Source organism: Lacinutrix sp. YIN62 (assembly GCF_057219185.1).
In genome coordinates this window covers 108,586-126,161 of record NZ_JBXVVH010000008.1, presented here as the reverse complement: position 1 = coordinate 126,161, position 17,576 = coordinate 108,586, and the positions used below count along the sequence as shown (strand labels likewise).

Here is a 17,576-nt window from a genome sequence, read left to right as displayed (position 1 = left end):
TTATGAAAAAATCAGTTATTGAACCAGCAAATGTGCTTCAAGAAAAATTATTTGAAATTCCAGCTATTGTCACTTCTTTTGGAAAACAAGACAATTATATTTTAAAAACATGGCTTCATTGGTTAGAAGACCTAGAATCAATTTTTAAAAAATATAATTTTACTCAATGTGCAGAAATAGCAGGACATAGAGCTTCCATAATATCCAGCTATAGTTTACCTACTGAAAAACGCAAACAAAAACGCAAACAGATAAATCAAGCGGCTTTATTAAGTATTCAACCTGTACAACAAATTTTAAGTGATAAAAGTAATGAGCTAAACGAAAAACTAAATCAAGTAAGAACGCTTGTTAAACAAATACTTATACCCGCAAAAGATGCGGGTATGATAAATTATAATCCTAAAACTGATTTTACAGCATTTATGGAATCTCTACTTATTCAATTTAAATCGCATGAGCAAGTACGGCCTAGTATAAATAGTGCAATAGCATTAATTGGAAAATATGATGTAATAAGAATACTTGCTGAAGAAATAGAATTATAAAATAAAACAACAACAAAGCACTGAGCTAAAAACTTAATAAAACCACCTAATTTTAAACCAAAATGATTCTATGTGCATCATTATAAGCTTCTCTTGTTAACAATAGAAAATTCAGTTTTTCACTTTTCTCTTTAATAACTTTCAAAACAAACACTCATTTCTGTCGCTTTAAAAAGAAAACTTATCGATATTGAATCCATAAAAAGGCATTTGGAAAGTCTTGTATAGAACCGTATTTTTGAGTTGGTTTGATAAAAAACAGCTAAAAAAACAAACAACAATCGGAAAGATTAAAAACTAATATAAGATAAACCCTAATCCTTAGCTTGTGGAAACGATACCCCATCAACTAATATTACAGAAAATGATATACAAAATAGATACTATAGAGAAAAAAGAATATGAAAATGTAGTTAAACTTTGGGAAGCTTCAGTTCGGGCAACACATCACTTCCTAAAAGAAGAAGATATCGAATATTTTAAACCACTAATTTTAAATACTTATTTAAATACAGTTAAATTAAGATGTATAAGAGATAATAAAACAATAATTGGCTTTCTTGGAGTGGCTGACCAAAACTTAGAGATGTTATTTATTCACCCTGAATATAGAGGAAAAAGGATTGGAAAAACGCTTTTAAACTATTCAATTGACCAATTAGGTGTAACAAAAGTTGATGTAAACGAACAGAATGAACAAGCAGTCGGATTTTACAAACATTACGGATTTGAAACAATTAAGCGCTCCGAATTGGATGCTACAGGGAAACCTTATCCAACGCTACACATGGAATTAAAAAATAACCCTGAGTAAAAAAGTGAAATGTTTTGGAGTTGCTTTACTTAAAAGCATCTAATAAACAATCAACAAGGATAAAAACTAATGCCGTGTAAACCAAAATCCCTTAACTAGCATTTAAAATTAGAACTCAAAATTGAAACCCTCACTAAAAGTAACATATAAAATATTTCTTTCTATTTTTCTCACTGTATTAACTCAAATTGGTGGATTTGTTTATTTAGTAAGTTTAATAATTTCTAAAAAATGGAATACGAAATTAAAATTTAAGACTCTAATTGTTTTCATAAGCTTATATCTTGCTTCAACATTTTCAATCGTTCCGCAAATATCGCCGCTATTTAGGCGTGAAAAAATAACACATTGTAAAAAAATAAAACCAACAAATTATATGACTGTTTTATTAAACAAGGATTATGTAAAACCTAAACTGAACGAATTATTAAGCGAAACGGAAAAAGAACTATAACAAACAAACAAAAATCTGCGAGTGGTTACCGATTATTTGAGAACCTAATCAGATTGAAAAGTGTTAAAAAAATGGATATTTTCAATATGATTTTCCAAAATATTTAACTTTAGGAAAAATCAATAATGAATTAGTTTTTTCTGAAAAAGGAACAAAAAAATTAATATAAAAAATCTTAAAAAATGAGAGTTTAAGAAAGTTATTTATTGAACCACATTTAAGGATCAGAATGAATTTAATGAATAATAAAATAAGATATCATGGCTGTCGAGCAGTAAGACACGACGACCATATTCACATACAATTAAAACAAAAAACAACTATTTGAATGAATAGAATATTATTTGGAATCATTGCTTTTTTGCTAATTTCTTGCATTTCTAAAAAAGAGAACAATAATAAAATTTCTACTTTAAAGACAATTGAAATTGGTATCAATCATACAATAGAGACATTTATGATTTTAAGGTCTTTAGCTAAAAATGACATCCATTTTAAATACCGAAAAATAGATTATAAAAAGAAACCTTTAGTTTATCTCTCAAGACATTTTTTTAACGAAAGAAAGAAACATATTGCTGTAAACAAAACTCAAGAAATGATAAATGAGTTTGGCGTTGATGTTACAATACAAGGCCTTTTATATGCAGAAGAGCTTCCAAACACGAAATTAGTTTACAAAATAAAATCTCTAGATTGGAAAAAAATAAGCAAAAATTAATAAACTATTTAAAGACACTCAAAGACTTTTACATTAACGAAAATGTTTCTGATTTTATAGCACAAAATAAACCTTTTTATGATGGAGCTATAAAAGAGGCAGAATCTCATATTGATCAAAATTTAGTACAAACTATGGAAGCTTATTTCGGAAAACAAAATAACAAGTATAGAATTATTCTTTCTCCAAATCAGCCGTTTGGAATGGGGTTCGGCGCAGATGTAGAAAATAAAATGGAAAAATCCTATACCAAGTTCTTGCGCCAGCAACAGACATTGAATGGCAAGAAACAATTGAAAACTATTTTGAATTTGGTTATTCAGGGAAAAATACTGAAGAATATTACAGAGATTTAGTAGCTCATGAGTTTTGTCATTCCTTTATTACACCATTAATTGAACAAGAAGAATATAGAAAAAAAATAAACGAAACAGATTCTTTGTTTACACCAAATCTTGATTCAATTATGACTGAACAAGGTTATAATAATTGGTGGAGTTTCGTTAATGAACATCTAGTCAGATTGGGAGAAATTAGAATTTCTAAAGAAATGGGAATTGATAGTTTGGAAGAAATTATAATATTAACGATAATGGTTTTATTCTAATCCCAGATGCCGAACAATTGATTTTAGAATATGAAGCAAACCGTAACGTTTATCCGGCTTTTGACTTGTTTTTACCTCAATTAATTGAACAACTAAAAGATTATAATAAATCCGATATTGAACATAAAATAGCAACAGCTAACAAAAAACTGTAGCAAAAAAAGTAAACTATATTTAATTTCTTACTAAAATACTTCTATAATCTTGATCATAAATAAGTCCAGTTTTAGCAATTACTAAGGCTTGTTGCCCTCCTCCCTTAATTCGATCTGACCTCCTCCCTTAAATCGAACTACTCATAATTAGAAATTCTGAGTTATTTTCATTCTTTTTTATGTATTCATTGGGTGATATATCCCTCAATGAACTATGCGGTCTAAAAGAGTTATAATCTTCCCTCCAGATATCAAATTTTTCTTGTGCATCTTCAAAAAAAAGAAACCATATCTAATCCTTGTGGAGGCTACACCCTTTATTCGCATACGAAGCAAGGTATCATTACGTCCTTTACTTTGATAATAAAAAACACGTTTTGAAAGCATTATTACTTCACAGCAACGGTTAATAGGTATAGTATACTCATCGTTTGTTATCAACCATCTGTTGTTGCTTAGAAATTACCCTAAAGATCAAAAAGGTGATGTTATTAACTTTATCATAGCTGTTGCAAGTTTTAATTTTAGCAAACTAATGAATAAACTAAAACAAGCTATTTCTTGGATTCTATTTAAGGGAATAACAATAAGATGTTGGAAGCTAAACAGCTTTCTAAAAATTAATAGGCACTAAATTGAACTGATTTTGACTTTTTCAGGAGACCTATCAACATACTACTTTATAACAGCAACAAAAACAGTTAGTTAATAATGTTAGCCACTCATATTAAATTACAATTTATATAAAATATCAAAACATTATTCTAATTTAGAAATACTTAAGCTTATAAAAAAAGCTTAATATACCTTAATTCAAAATTACCTTTTTAATGATTTTTGCCCCTTTTGCGTTCTGAAAGGAAAAAAAATAGATTCCGCTTGAATATTTACTCATGTCTACATTATCCGCAACGGTAGTAATACTTCTCGTTTCTAAGTGTTTTCCCAACACATTATAAATCATTAAAATTGAATCTGCTTCTAAATTAGAGAGAGATACAATTCCTCCCGTAGGATTTGGGTAAATATCTATAGAATCAACAGGATCTAGTTTAGTTACAGATAGTGTAGTATCCCCTTCAATAATATGCAATGTCTGATTAGCAGGAATGTTCGTATACATATCTATTGTACCATCTAACCATGTTATTTTTAAATAATCTACAGTGCTTGCCGTCCCTAATCCAAACATTTTGGTATTAGAATTTTGCCCTAAATACCCTTCTCCACATAAAATATATCGATACTGCTTATCTCCATTTATTGAAATCTCTATGCGAGACCCAATACCATCTCTATTATTAGAAACTCCTTGTAATCTTACTTTCAAATAATTATTATCGTTAATGCTTTTGTTCTCCCATAAGAAATTATTTTCAGTATCATTCATTACAACAATATCTGGTAAACCATCATTATTAAAATCCCCTATAGCATCTGCGTAACTTTTCCTAGAATCATTATCAAAGCCCACTCCAAATGGAATAGTAAAACTATTCATTCCATTATTTTCATAAAAAGCTGAAGGCAATAGTCCTGTTACAGTACCATCCATATTACTACTTACATACAAATCCAAATCAGCATCGTTATCGGCGTCTAAAAAGACAGAGCCCCACGCAATTGTATTCATTTCTGTACCTGAAGCAGGAGCTAGATTAGAAAAAGTACCATTACCATTATTCTTTAAAAGATGGTTCCCTCCTGTAGTATTAGACACATAAATATCAAACCAACCGTCGTTATTATAGTCTCCAATTGTAGTAGACATAGCATCTATAGCAATACCTGCTCCACTAGAAACCGATACATCTGTAAAATGTCCCGTACCATCGTTTCGATATAATCTATTTATATTAAAAGACTTGTCGTTTGCAACATATATGTCTTGATCTCCATCGTTATCATAATCAAAAAATGCCGAACAAAAAGACAGCTGATTTCCTAAAAATACACCGGAAGACTCCGTAATGTTAACAAAAGTACCTCCATCATTTCTATATAAGTAATTGTACTGATTGAAAGTTTGATCATCCCGATTAGATATAAAGGCATCCAAGTCTCCATCATTATCAATATCTCCAAACGAGATACCGTAAGTATATAGATTTTCTGTAAAAAAGCCTATAGAGTTAGTAACATCTGTAAATGTCATATCTCCTTCATTTTCATAAAACTTGTTTAAACCAGAAAAACTTGTAGCTATAAAATCTTTATCGCCATCATTATCGTAATCTACCCATAACACTTGCTTTACAAGATAAGTATCATTAATTCCTAGATCAACTTTAGTAAATACGCCATTATTATTCTTAAAAAAATAAACTTCTTCTCCATTTGTGGTTGCATAAGTCAAGTCGTCCCAACCATCTCTATCAAAATCACAAAAAGAAACACCACCTCCATAAATAGAAGCTCCATAAGTATACCCTACTCCTTTAAGAGTAGCGCTTTCAGTAAAAGCCAATTGACCAAAACTGAACATTGAAATAACTAAAAATAGAAGTGTGTATATTTTTCTCATAGTATATAGGGTTTTAAAAAACCGTTAATATACTAATAATAAACAAATTAAAAAGAAAACAAGGGGAGATCGTTCATCATCGCATTTACTTTTATGCCTATTTGTTCTAATTTCTCTTCATCTTCATAATTTAGAATAGCTTCATCAATTAAATCAACAATGCCTTCCATATCATTTTCTTTTAACCCTCTTGTTGTAATTGCAGATGTTCCTATTCTAATACCTGAAGTTATAAATGGAGATTTATCATCAAAAGGCACCATGTTTTTATTCACAGTAATATCGGCTTTTACCAATGCCTTTTCCGCTTCTTTCCCCGTAATATTTTTATTTCTTAAATCAATAAGCATCATGTGGTTATCTGTTCCTCCAGAGATAATATCATAACCTCTTTCAACAAAGGCCTTAGCCATAGTTTCTGCGTTTTTCTTTACTTGTAGCATATAAAGCATAAACTCGTCTGTTAACGCTTCTCCAAAAGCAATTGCTTTTGCTGCAATAATATGTTCTAATGGCCCGCCTTGGTTGCCTGGAAACACTCCTGAATCTAGTAAAGACGACATCATACGTAGTTTTCCGCTTTTTAGCTTTAATCCAAAAGGGTTTTCAAAATCTTTTCCCATTAAAATTAACCCGCCTCTAGGGCCTCTTAAAGTCTTGTGTGTTGTCGTTGTTACAATATGACAATGTGGAATAGGATCATTTAATATTCCTTTTGCTATTAAGCCTGCTGGATGAGAAATATCTGCCAATAATAACGCATTTACGCTATCTGCAATTGCTCTAAATTTCTCAAAATCAATATCTCTTGAATATGCAGATGCTCCAGCTATAATTAATTTTGGTTGTTCTTTAATTGCTATCTCTTGAATCTTATCATAATTTAAAACTCCTGTTTCCTTATCCACTCCATAAAATGCAGTCGTGTATAATTTTCCAGAAAAATTTACAGGAGAACCATGTGTTAGATGTCCACCGTGTGATAAATCAAAACCTAAAATTTTATCGCCAGGTTTTAAACAAGCATGATATACGGCTGTATTGGCTTGACTCCCTGAGTGTGGCTGCACATTAGCATAGGCTGCTCCAAATAAACTTTTAGCTCTATCAATGGCTATTTGTTCAACTTCATCCACAACTTCACACCCGCCATAATAACGCTTACCAGGATAACCTTCAGCATACTTATTAGTTAAAACAGACCCTGCAGCTTCCATAACCTGATCGCTTACAAAGTTCTCTGAAGCGATTAATTCTATACCTTCTAATTGGCGTTCTCTCTCTGCTTCTATTAATTCAAATATTTGTTCGTCGCGTTGCATAATTTTAATATGTAATTATATAATGAACTTCAAAAATAAGAAATAGAATTCGTTTATTATTCATTAAATCACATATTTACTTCTCGCTACCATTACTTTTAGACGGCTTATAAAAATGCTTCTATTTTTTATGCTTTTTATCACATTTAAATAAAAAAAATATGTTAGGTTTGATATAGAATATTGATTAATTAATAAATACAACTGTTATGCCTATAACTGCTAACAATCCAGATAGAAAATCCTGGCTACACGTCGATAAAAATTCTGATTTTCCAATTCAAAACATTCCTTTTGGAGTTTTTCTAACACGAGACGACATTATTACCATAGGGACAAGAATTGGTGATACTGCAATAGACTTAGGTGCGCTTCATCAATTAGGGTACTTTGAAAACATCCCATTAACAGATGACATCTTTCTTCAAGATACATTAAATGATTTTATTGCAGATGGCAGAAAAACATGGCGATTAGTTCGAAATAAAATTGCCGAGATTTTCGATGCAGAAAATCCCATTTTAAAGGATAATAAAAAGCATAAGGAAGTGGTTTTATTTCGTTTAGATGAAATCGAAATGCAACTTCCTGTTCAAATTGGTGACTATACCGATTTCTACTCAAGTATAGAACACGCTACCAATGTTGGTACAATGTTTAGAGATCCTGAAAATGCATTATTACCTAATTGGCTCCATATTCCTGTAGGGTATCATGGTAGAAGTTCTTCTATAATCCCTTCGGGGATCCCGGTACACAGACCACAAGGTCAAACACTACCTGCTGGCGCTACCGAACCTGTTTTTGGACCTTCAAAATTAGTAGATTTTGAATTAGAAATGGCTTTCATTACGACAGATGCGAATGACTTAGGCGAACCGATTCCAATTGAAGAAGCTGAAGAATACATCTTTGGATTAGTTTTATTTAATGATTGGAGTGCTAGAGATATTCAAAAATGGGAATACGTCCCTTTAGGGCCGTTTTTAGCCAAAAATTTCGCCTCTTCAATTTCACCATGGATAGTAACATTAGATGCCTTAGAACCCTATAGAACAGAAAGCCCAAAACCATTAAAGAAACAGTTAGATTATCTTAAACAAAAGGGCAAAAAAGCTTTTGATATTAATTTAGAAGTCGCAATACACCCCGAAAAAGCTAAGGAAACTATTGTAAGTCGTTCCAACTTTAAACATATGTATTGGAGCATGGCACAACAGCTAACACACCATACAGTAAATGGATGTCCTATAAATTCTGGAGATATGATGGGTAGCGGTACCATTTCAGGACCTACTCCAGATTCTTACGGTTCGATGCTAGAACTCTCATGGAGAGGAGAAAAACCTTTAAAAATGAATGATGGTTCTGAACGTAAATTTATTAATGATAATGATACCGTAATTATGAGAGGGTATTGTGAAAAAGATGGCACTCGAATAGGTTTTGGAGAAGTCTCCACAAAACTACTTCCTGTATTTAACGCCAAAAAGAAAAAATAAACAACATATTTATTTCCAAACAAATAAACCCTCAACTATAAAATTGAGGGTTATTTGTTTTGTTTTGGCATCATAATTGGTTTTATTCCCCCATAAATCATTATACTAAAAACGCCCGTTAACCATATCCCAAAGCAAATGAAAAAACTATTACTTACTATCTCTATAAGCTTTTCTATACTAACAGCATGTGTTAGTAAAAAGCACATAGAAAGACAACTACATTCAGGCAATTATGATCAAGCAATTGCTAATGCTTTAAAAAAATTACAAAACAATAAATTTAAAAAACGCAAACACGACTATATATACATGCTTCAAAATGCTTACAGTAAAGCTGTTGAAGAAGACTTTAGTACAATAAACCACCTTAAAAAAGATGGAAACCCCGAATATTATCAAGATATTTTTAATACATATTTAAATCTTGACTCTAGGCAAAAAGCTATAAAAGCCATACTCCCGTTACGAGTTGGAAATAAAAAAATCCTATTTAAGTTTAACGACTATACTAATTTTATTATAGAATATCGCACAAAAATATCCCAATACAAGTATGATATAGCTCTAAAGTTGATGAATAGTAAAGACAAGCTAAACAATAGAAGAGCCTACGATATCTTAGGTAATATTGAAGATATTAACCCTAACTACAAAAATGTAAGACAACTTTTAAATGTCGCACACCACCAAGGAACAGATTATATAATTGTATCTATAGAAAACCAAACCAATCAAATTGTTCCAAAACGTCTAGAGGAAGACTTATTAAACTTTGACACCTATGGTTTAAATGATTTTTGGACAGTTTATCACACGAATAGCACAAACGCGAAGTATGATTACGGAATGCAATTACAATTAAGACGTATTAATATATCTCCTGAACGTGTATATGAAACACAAATATTGAGAAAGAAAGAGGTGATAGATGGATGGAAATACGCTTACGATGCCAATGGTAATGTAGTAAAAGATAGTTTAGGTAATGACGTAAAATTAGATAATATTATAACCGTACAAGCACGTTTACTTAAGTTTAACCAGAAAAAATCAACACAAGTTATTGCCAAAGTGGTATACAATAATTTAAATACAAACCAAACATTAGAAAGTTTTCCCATAGACAGTGCGTTTATTTTTGAAAATAACTTCACAACGTTTACAGGTGATGAAAGAGCATTGACTACAGAAGATTTAAAAACTTTAGAAAATGAAGAAATCCCTTTCCCTTCTAATGAGCAAATGGTTTTTGATACGGGCGAAGATTTAAAACTTAAACTAAAAGCGATTATAAATTCTTATTCCTTTTAATATTAAAAACGAAAACTCCCGAGTACATTCGGGAGTTTTTTTATCTATATGTTAATTATTTTTAAGCGCGTAAAATTAAACAAAACTATTGAGATCGATCTCATTAATAGCGCCATGAGAAGCACTAGCAACTACAACACCATTTTTTATAACTAATATTTGTGGGGATTGATGCATGACCTGAAAAGTATAGCCAACTTCATTCGATACCGCTCTGTAACTCAACAAATCTAAGTAATACAAATCCAAATCTTTTTCTGTAAGTTCATAATTAGCAACGAACTGATTTATTACCATTTTACTAATCCCACATCTTGTGGAATGCTTGAAAATAACTTGTGTTTTCGTTTTTGATTTATTCGTAATAAATTTTAATTGTTGCAATTCACTCAAAGGTATCCAAGGTAATGTCTTCGTTTCCTTTGGTTCACTAGAACCACCAAATAGCTTATTTATTAATCCCATATACTTTTACTTTCATTTTATATTTTAATAAGTCGCTAAGAAATAAAAAACTTACAACCTGTCTAAAAGGCAGTGTGTTTTTGTTAAAATAAGACATTTTGTCTTATCTATTGCATTGGTAAAGTTATTGTTTTAATAGATTCGTAAACAAAAATTAAACACAAGTTATGAACTTTAACAATTATACCATAAAATCCCAGGAAGCAATACAACAAGCACAACAATTAGCACAAAGCTTAAAACACCAGTACATACAAGATGAACACATTTTTAAAGCCATTTTAGATATAGATGAGAATGTTTTACCCTTTCTTCTAAAAAAACTAAACGTAAATATAGTAATACTTCAACAAATACTGGATAAGCAATTGGAGAGTTTTCCTAAAGTTTCAGGCGGTAACCTTATGCTTTCTCCTGAAGCTAGCAAATCCTTAAATGAAGCAGCTATCATTGCGAAAAAAATGAATGATGATTTTGTATCTATTGAACATTTAATTCTTGCCATTTTTAAATCAAAAAGTAAAATAGCTCAAGTTTTAAAAGACCAAGGCGTCACAGAAAAAACGCTAAATGCAACTATAGAAGAGCTAAGAAAAGGAGACCGTGTAACCTCACAAAACCAAGAAGACACATACAACTCTCTTAACAAATACGCCAAAAATCTAAATCAATTGGCTAAAGACGGGAAGTTAGATCCAGTCATTGGTCGTGATGAAGAAATTAGAAGAATACTTCAAATTCTCTCCCGAAGAACAAAAAATAACCCCATATTAATTGGTGAACCTGGAACTGGTAAAACAGCCATTGCAGAAGGCTTAGCACATAGGATTATAGATGGTGATATTCCTGAAAATTTAAAAGACAAGCAAATATTTGCTTTAGATATGGGCGCCCTTATTGCTGGAGCTAAATTTAAAGGAGAATTTGAAGAACGACTTAAAGCCGTAATAAAAGAAGTAACAACTAGTGATGGCGATATTGTTTTGTTTATAGATGAAATCCACACCCTAGTAGGTGCTGGTGGCGGACAAGGAGCTATGGATGCCGCAAACATTTTAAAACCAGCATTAGCACGTGGAGAATTGAGAGCTATAGGTGCCACAACTTTAGATGAATATCAAAAATACTTCGAAAAAGATAAAGCGTTAGAACGTCGTTTTCAAAAAGTAATCGTAGATGAACCCGATACAGAAAGTGCCATTTCTATACTTAGAGGGATTAAAGAAAAGTACGAAACACATCATAAAGTACGTATTAAAGATGAAGCTATTATTGGAGCTGTAGAGTTATCAACAAGATACATTACAAATCGTTTTTTACCAGACAAAGCGATAGACCTTATGGATGAGGCAGCCTCAAAGCTTCGTATGGAAATTAATTCCAAACCAGAAGAGCTTGATGTTTTGGATAGAAAAGTTATGCAATTGGAAATTGAAATTGAAGCTATTAAACGCGAAAAAGACGAAAACAAATTAAAGTATTTACGCTCCGATTTAGCAAATATAAAAGAAGAACGCAATGCTATAAATGCCAAATGGAAGAGTCAAAAAGAAGTTGTAGATAACATACAGAATACAAAACAAGATATAGAAAATTTCAAATTGGAAGCTGAACGCGCTGAGCGTGAAGGAGATTATGGAAAAGTAGCAGAACTAAGATACGGAAAGATTAAAGAAGCCCAAGAGCAACTAGAAATTTTTCAAGAACAATTAGAAGCACAGGCAGAAACCTCTTTAATAAAAGAAGAAGTTACTTATGATGATATTGCAGAAGTTGTTGCTAAATGGACAGGGATTCCTGTTACAAAAATGCTTCAAAGCGAGCGTGAAAAATTATTAAAACTTGAAGATGAATTACACAAACGTGTTGTTGGTCAAGAAGAAGCTATTATAGCTGTAAGCGATGCCGTAAGACGCTCTAGAGCAGGATTACAAAATCCAGAAAAACCTATAGGAACCTTCTTGTTTCTAGGAACAACAGGAGTGGGTAAAACCGAACTTGCGAAAGCACTTGCCGAGTACTTGTTTGATGATGAAAGCGCTATGACAAGAATAGATATGAGTGAATATCAAGAACGTCATGCGGTAAGCAGATTAGTTGGAGCACCTCCAGGATACGTTGGATATGATGAAGGCGGACAATTAACCGAAGCTGTTAGACGTAAACCTTACTCTGTAGTGCTATTAGACGAAATTGAAAAAGCACATCCAGATACGTTTAATATTCTATTACAAGTGCTAGATGAAGGACACTTAACAGACAACAAAGGAAGAATTGCTGATTTTAAAAATACAATCATAATTATGACTTCAAATATGGGAAGTCAAATAATACAAGAACGCTTTGATGCTTTAAAAGATATCGATTCTGCAATAGAAGCTGCAAAAGTAGATGTTTTAGCGCTATTAAAGCAAACTGTTAGACCTGAATTCTTAAATAGAATAGACGACACCGTTATGTTTACACCGTTAAGCAAAGAAAATATTACGAATATTGTAGAATTACAATTAAAGAAAATCACAAAAATGATAGCGCAACAAGGCATTACATTTGATGCGACAACTGAAGCGATAAAATATCTTGCAAACAAAGGATACCATCCAGAATATGGAGCTCGCCCAGTGAAACGGGTCATTCAAAAAGAAGTCTTAAACTTACTGAGTAAGGAAATTCTAGCAGGCAAGGTAACGACAGATAGTATTATTTTACTAGATGCCTTCAATGATAAGTTAGTTTTTAGAAATGAAGAAAACTTAGTTTCAAAATAATTAAAAACTATTAGTATTACCTTAAAATCACAAAGTTATGTTAAAGCAAAATAAACCTAAAAATAGTACGTTTTCATAAATGATAGTTAGTTAGTTTGGTAAAAAGCAACGCAAGTCTACAAAAGAAGACAGCGTTGCTTTTTTAGGTGTACAGCTTACTTATACAATAACTAAACATTTGTATTAATAGAAACAGACGATGATCTTAAAATAAAGTGTTACTCATTTTTATTATACTCTCTAAATAGAATATTTTATTCAAATTAAAACAGGAACAACTAGATACTCTAATCTAAAAAACGATAATACCCACATTTTAAATAAGCGCCTTCTGGAAAACCAATTGGGTGGTCTGTATCATGTGCCGTTTTTTTTACAATTTCAAACTTACGCATAGCCTTCATTAATGCTTGTGAATTAATATCGAAAAATGTTTGAGCTACAACTCTTGAAGAACAAGATGCTAAAACCAACAGCCCTTTTTTAGCCGTTAATTGCATCCCTAAAGTAGCCAATTGTGCATACTTCTTCTTGGCAAGTTCTATTTCTGCTTGTTGTTTCGCAAAACTAGGCGGATCAATAACAACAACGTCAAACTTCTTATTTCGTTTTATTAATTTTTTAAGCGCCTCAAAAGCATCGCCAGCAATAGTATAATGATGGCCAGTATAATTATTCAGCTTTCCATTTTGCTTTGCTATTTGCAAAGCTTGCTTACTAATATCTAAGCTTGTAACTGCTTTTGCAGCATTCGCCAAAGCGTGTACAGAAAAACCTCCAGCATAACTAAATACATCTAAGACTGTTTTTCCTTTACTCCACGCCCCTACTTGCTTCCTATTATGTCTATGGTCTAAAAAATAACCTGTTTTATGCCCTTTTATAACATTTGCTGAAAAATGAACATCATGCTCAACAAATTGCACAACTTCATTACTTAAAACGCCATAAACTACCGCGCCATCTTTTAGTTTATGCGCTTTAGATTGCTGTAAATTACGACTTAATCGTATAACCACAGTTTTACACCCTGATGTTTTTTGTAAACTATGTAAAATGCTTTCCAAATAAGGCAACCATATTTCAGAATATAACTTCACAACTAATACGCTAGCATAAACATCTGCTATTAACCCTGGAAAGCCATCATTTTCTCCAAATAAAAACCGATAACTATTGGTATTTGTTGCCAACAATTCAAATCGTTTTGAATAAGCGGCTTCTATTTTATTATGAAAAAAAGCGGCATTAATTTGAACACTCTTATTCTCACTATGCAACATTTTTATTCTAATGGGAGACGCTGCATCAAACAAGCCCAAACCAATGACTTTGTTTTTGTTCTTTCCAAAAATAATAGCTAAATCTCCTGTTTTTGCATCAGTATTTAGTTTTATGATATTATTAGAAAACACCCACGGGTGGCCATTTACTACAAACTGCTCTCCTTTTGCATTAAGTTTAACAGCCAATCGTTTAGGAACGTATGTTGCGGATATTATACTAGAAAATGACATCATAATAATTAAATTTTATAAAGTCATCGCTTTAAATTTTATCTCAAGGGTCTTTTCGATAGACTTAATACGCTGTAATTCATTAGACAAAACTAAAGCTATAGATTCTCCCTTTTTTCCCGCTCTTGCTGTTCTACCCGATCGGTGTGTATAATACTCTATATGTTCTGGTAATTGGTGATGGATTACAAAGCCTAAATTATTAACATCTATACCTCTGGCCGAAACATCGGTAGAAATCAATATTTGCAAGTTTGTATTCTTAAAAGCTCTCATTACTTTATCGCGCTCTCTTTGTTGCATATCGCCTTCTAGAGCATCTACATTAAACCCTTCTTTTTGCAATAATTGCTTTAAGGCTTGCGCTCCCGCTTTAGTTCTACAAAATACAATACCACGTTCTTCTGCCCTATCTTCAAGCAAAGCAATTAATGTTTGTGGTTTACTAGCAATCGTTGTTTCTACAAAAAAATGTTTAATATTTTCATTTACTATTTTTTTTCTATTGACTTCAATTCTAGCAGCAGCATTAGAGATGTAACGCTTTACTATTGTTTTTAGCCCTTCTGGCATTGTTGCCGAAAATAACCATGTGTTTCTAGATTTAGATGTTGTTGCTTCTAATATTGTATTTAGATCTTGCTTAAACCCCATACTCAACATTTCATCGGCTTCATCTAGAATCAAAGTATTAACATGTTTAAGATTTATAACCCTTTTATCTAATAAATCTACTAAACGACCAGGCGTTGCTACAATAATATGTGTGGTTCGTTTTAAATTTTTAATTTGGATATCTATTTTTTCACCGCCATAAACACCTTCTACAAAAATTTTAGCCGCATTATATTTGGTAAACTTAAATAATTGCTTCTTTATTTGTTGTACCAATTCACGTGTAGGTGCTATAATAAGCCCCTGGACTTCATTTTTTTTAGTATCAACTTTATGTAATAGTGGTAAGCCGTAGGCTGCTGTTTTACCTGTTCCTGTTTGTGCCAAACCTATAAGATCGGTAGCAGCAGCTAGTAAAACCGGTATCGCTTGTGCTTGTATTTCGGTAGGCTCCTTTATATCCAGCTCCTTTAACGATTTTATGTAATTTTTATGAATTCCTAGGTCTCTAAATGTGCGCATTGATTATAATTTTAAAATCACTTATCTACAAGATAGGTATTGTAAATAAAATATCTGTGGTTGAACGCAATCGAAACCCCTTAAATAAAACAATCCATTGCAAAGCCTCGACTGCGCTCGACTTAGCAATGGTTTTATATATCATGTCTTTAATCTTCTGGTGGAAACCCGTGTATCTCTTCAAAAACACGATCAAAATTAGTACGCAAATAAGCGTTTAATTTCTTTTTATAATCATCTTTTAACCACTCTACAAAGTTAAAGGTACTTTTACTAATACATTTCGTATAGCGTTGGATACGGTAGTCGATATCGTCTTTTAATATCTTAGCCAACCCTAAAGCATCCCATAAATCTTCACTATTCTCGATACATATTTTAGCATGGTGTTGTATAGAGCGTTCCAAAATCACTTTTGAAGATTCTCCATTTCTTACAGACTCTATGTACATTTTTTTAACATCGAAATATACATTTTCACTCTTTGAGAATTCTGCCCGTAAATCTTCAGGCATTTCATATTTAAAATTGCTCTCTAAATCTTCGTCATTTAAAATCCCATCGAGATAGAAATTTGGTGACCTAAAAATTTTATGCCAATCTAAATCACTTCCCCAAGGACCAAAACGATGTAAGTTATTTCCTAAATCAATCACTGCAAATTTAGATTTATCTTTTAAAATACGTGATCCACGACCAATCATTTGGTAGTATAAAGTCAAGGACTTTGTTGCTCTATTTAAAATAATACAATCTACAGTAGGTTCATCAAAACCAGTTGTTAAAATACTCACAGAGGTTAAAATCGCATCTGGAGTTTCCTTAAACCATTTTAAAATAGCTTTACGTTCCTTTTTAGAATTATTATTATCTAAATGTGCTACAGGATAACCGGCACGTCTAAATGTATCATAAACATGTAATGACGTATTAATCCCATTATTAAATATTAGTGTTTTCTTGCCTTTACATCGTTCTTCATAAGCTTGAATAAGCTTTGTAAGCATGTCGGTATTAGTATAAAGATCTTCAGATGATTTTACTGTATAATCCCCATTAGCTCCTACTATAAGTGAAGTTAACCCAACATTATAGGAGTAAATTTCGGCACGTGCTAAAAATTCATTTTCAATAAGCGATTGTATAGTCTCTCCAACAATAAGCTCATTGTAATTATCTTTCATTGGTAAGTTTATATTACTACTCAATGGTGTAGCTGTAACCCCCAAAACAAAAGATTTCTCAAAAAACTTAAATAATTTGGTAAATGAGTTATAATGCGCTTCATCAATAATAACCAATCCTATATCTGAAATATCTAATTTATTATCGTTAAGACGGTTATTCAATGTTTCTACCATTGCCACAAAACAATTGAAATCTTTTTGATCTGATAAGTCAGCCTTACTATCTACAATTTTATTAGACACACCAAACTCTGTAAGCATATTAGAGGTTTGCTTGCACAGCTCTATCCGGTGAGTCATTACTAAAACTTGCTTCTTGTGAATCCTTAAATATTGTCTAACTATTTCAGAAAAAATAACTGTTTTACCACCACCTGTAGGCAATTGATACAGTAAATGATAATCTTTAGGCGCATCTTCAAAACACTTAAAAATCTTATCAATAGCTCCCTTTTGGTAACTATATAAACTTTTTCCTTCTTTACGTTCTTCTAATTCTAAAGTTGTAACTGGCATTCGTAAGTCTTTAATTTTGAGATTC

15 protein-coding genes are annotated in these 17,576 nt (G+C 31.8%); 8 read left to right on the top strand and 7 right to left on the bottom strand.

The window, feature by feature from the left end; genetic code table 11:
* Nucleotides 1-2 precede the first annotated feature (2 nt).
* The 5 genes from AC2D8I_RS07240 to AC2D8I_RS07220 all read left to right on the top strand — a co-directional run bounded on the left by AC2D8I_RS07240 (nt 3) and on the right by AC2D8I_RS07220 (nt 3,144).
* Nucleotides 3-548, top strand: coding sequence for a hypothetical protein (locus tag AC2D8I_RS07240; protein WP_484705322.1), 546 nt, complete (start codon nt 3-5; stop codon nt 546-548).
* Between the two features lie 328 nt (nt 549-876).
* Nucleotides 877-1,362, top strand: coding sequence for a GNAT family N-acetyltransferase (locus AC2D8I_RS07235; protein ID WP_484705321.1), 486 nt, complete (start codon nt 877-879; stop codon nt 1,360-1,362).
* 782 nt (nt 1,363-2,144) lie between these two features.
* A complete protein-coding gene (locus AC2D8I_RS07230; protein WP_484705320.1) occupies nt 2,145-2,537 on the top strand; it encodes a hypothetical protein in 393 nt (130 codons plus the stop codon).
* Complete coding sequence (locus tag AC2D8I_RS07225) at nt 2,513-2,893, top strand: hypothetical protein (protein ID WP_484705319.1); 381 nt, start codon at nt 2,513-2,515, stop codon at nt 2,891-2,893. Before AC2D8I_RS07230 ends, AC2D8I_RS07225 begins: the two co-directional genes overlap by 25 nt.
* Entirely contained in the window at nt 2,779-3,144 is a 366-nt protein-coding gene (locus tag AC2D8I_RS07220) for a DUF4932 domain-containing protein (RefSeq protein WP_484705355.1), read from the top strand. Before AC2D8I_RS07225 ends, AC2D8I_RS07220 begins: the two co-directional genes overlap by 115 nt.
* A 282-nt stretch (nt 3,145-3,426) precedes the next feature.
* Here AC2D8I_RS07220 and AC2D8I_RS07215 read toward each other — a convergent pair whose 3' ends face one another.
* The 3 genes from AC2D8I_RS07215 to glyA all read right to left on the bottom strand — a co-directional run bounded on the left by AC2D8I_RS07215 (nt 3,427) and on the right by glyA (nt 7,145).
* The gene (locus tag AC2D8I_RS07215) at nt 3,427-3,591 is read right to left on the bottom strand and encodes an integrase core domain-containing protein (protein WP_484705354.1); all 165 of its coding nucleotides are present in this window, start codon (nt 3,589-3,591) and stop codon (nt 3,427-3,429) included.
* Nucleotides 3,592-4,107: 516 nt separating this feature from the next.
* Nucleotides 4,108-5,823: an FG-GAP-like repeat-containing protein gene (locus AC2D8I_RS07210; protein WP_484705318.1), complete on the bottom strand. Its 1,716-nt coding sequence runs from the start codon at nt 5,821-5,823 to the stop codon at nt 4,108-4,110.
* A 47-nt stretch (nt 5,824-5,870) separates the two neighbouring features.
* Complete coding sequence (gene glyA, locus AC2D8I_RS07205; RefSeq protein WP_484705317.1) at nt 5,871-7,145, bottom strand: serine hydroxymethyltransferase; 1,275 nt, start codon at nt 7,143-7,145, stop codon at nt 5,871-5,873.
* 209 nt (nt 7,146-7,354) lie between these two features.
* On the opposite strand from glyA, the gene fahA reads away from it, so the two are divergent.
* Both fahA and AC2D8I_RS07195 read left to right on the top strand, forming a co-directional pair.
* Nucleotides 7,355-8,647, top strand: coding sequence for a fumarylacetoacetase (gene fahA / locus AC2D8I_RS07200; RefSeq protein WP_484705316.1), 1,293 nt, complete (start codon nt 7,355-7,357; stop codon nt 8,645-8,647).
* Between the two features lie 138 nt (nt 8,648-8,785).
* Nucleotides 8,786-9,961, top strand: a complete 1,176-nt coding sequence (locus AC2D8I_RS07195; protein WP_484705315.1) for a hypothetical protein — start codon at nt 8,786-8,788, stop codon at nt 9,959-9,961.
* Nucleotides 9,962-10,036: 75 nt separating this feature from the next.
* Here AC2D8I_RS07195 and ytxJ read toward each other — a convergent pair whose 3' ends face one another.
* Nucleotides 10,037-10,426: a bacillithiol system redox-active protein YtxJ gene (ytxJ, locus tag AC2D8I_RS07190; protein WP_484705314.1), complete on the bottom strand. Its 390-nt coding sequence runs from the start codon at nt 10,424-10,426 to the stop codon at nt 10,037-10,039.
* Between the two features lie 167 nt (nt 10,427-10,593).
* On the opposite strand from ytxJ, the gene clpB reads away from it, so the two are divergent.
* Nucleotides 10,594-13,194, top strand: a complete 2,601-nt coding sequence (clpB, locus tag AC2D8I_RS07185) for an ATP-dependent chaperone ClpB (RefSeq protein WP_484705313.1) — start codon at nt 10,594-10,596, stop codon at nt 13,192-13,194.
* Between the two features lie 287 nt (nt 13,195-13,481).
* On the opposite strand, the gene AC2D8I_RS07180 is transcribed toward clpB, so the two are convergent.
* From AC2D8I_RS07180 to AC2D8I_RS07170, 3 genes are all read right to left on the bottom strand, one after another.
* Nucleotides 13,482-14,711: a class I SAM-dependent rRNA methyltransferase gene (locus tag AC2D8I_RS07180; protein WP_484705353.1), complete on the bottom strand. Its 1,230-nt coding sequence runs from the start codon at nt 14,709-14,711 to the stop codon at nt 13,482-13,484.
* Nucleotides 14,712-14,726: 15 nt separating this feature from the next.
* Entirely contained in the window at nt 14,727-15,848 is a 1,122-nt protein-coding gene (locus AC2D8I_RS07175) for a DEAD/DEAH box helicase (RefSeq protein WP_484705312.1), read from the bottom strand.
* A gap of 149 nt (nt 15,849-15,997) precedes the next feature.
* Entirely contained in the window at nt 15,998-17,551 is a 1,554-nt protein-coding gene (locus AC2D8I_RS07170) for a DEAD/DEAH box helicase (protein ID WP_484705311.1), read from the bottom strand.
* Between the last annotated feature and the right edge of the window lie 25 nt (nt 17,552-17,576).

Coding starts and splice junctions, on each gene's coding strand:
- AC2D8I_RS07240 (WP_484705322.1), top strand. CDS start 3: ATGAAAAAATCAGTTATTGAACCAGCAAATGTGCTTCAAGAAAAATTA.
- AC2D8I_RS07230 (WP_484705320.1), top strand. CDS start 2,145: ATGAATAGAATATTATTTGGAATCATTGCTTTTTTGCTAATTTCTTGC.
- AC2D8I_RS07210 (WP_484705318.1), bottom strand. CDS start 5,823: ATGAGAAAAATATACACACTTCTATTTTTAGTTATTTCAATGTTCAGT.
- glyA (WP_484705317.1), bottom strand. CDS start 7,145: ATGCAACGCGACGAACAAATATTTGAATTAATAGAAGCAGAGAGAGAA.
- fahA (WP_484705316.1), top strand. CDS start 7,355: ATGCCTATAACTGCTAACAATCCAGATAGAAAATCCTGGCTACACGTC.
- AC2D8I_RS07195 (WP_484705315.1), top strand. CDS start 8,786: ATGAAAAAACTATTACTTACTATCTCTATAAGCTTTTCTATACTAACA.
- ytxJ (WP_484705314.1), bottom strand. CDS start 10,426: ATGGGATTAATAAATAAGCTATTTGGTGGTTCTAGTGAACCAAAGGAA.
- clpB (WP_484705313.1), top strand. CDS start 10,594: ATGAACTTTAACAATTATACCATAAAATCCCAGGAAGCAATACAACAA.
- AC2D8I_RS07180 (WP_484705353.1), bottom strand. CDS start 14,711: ATGTCATTTTCTAGTATAATATCCGCAACATACGTTCCTAAACGATTG.
- AC2D8I_RS07175 (WP_484705312.1), bottom strand. CDS start 15,848: ATGCGCACATTTAGAGACCTAGGAATTCATAAAAATTACATAAAATCG.
- AC2D8I_RS07170 (WP_484705311.1), bottom strand. CDS start 17,551: ATGCCAGTTACAACTTTAGAATTAGAAGAACGTAAAGAAGGAAAAAGT.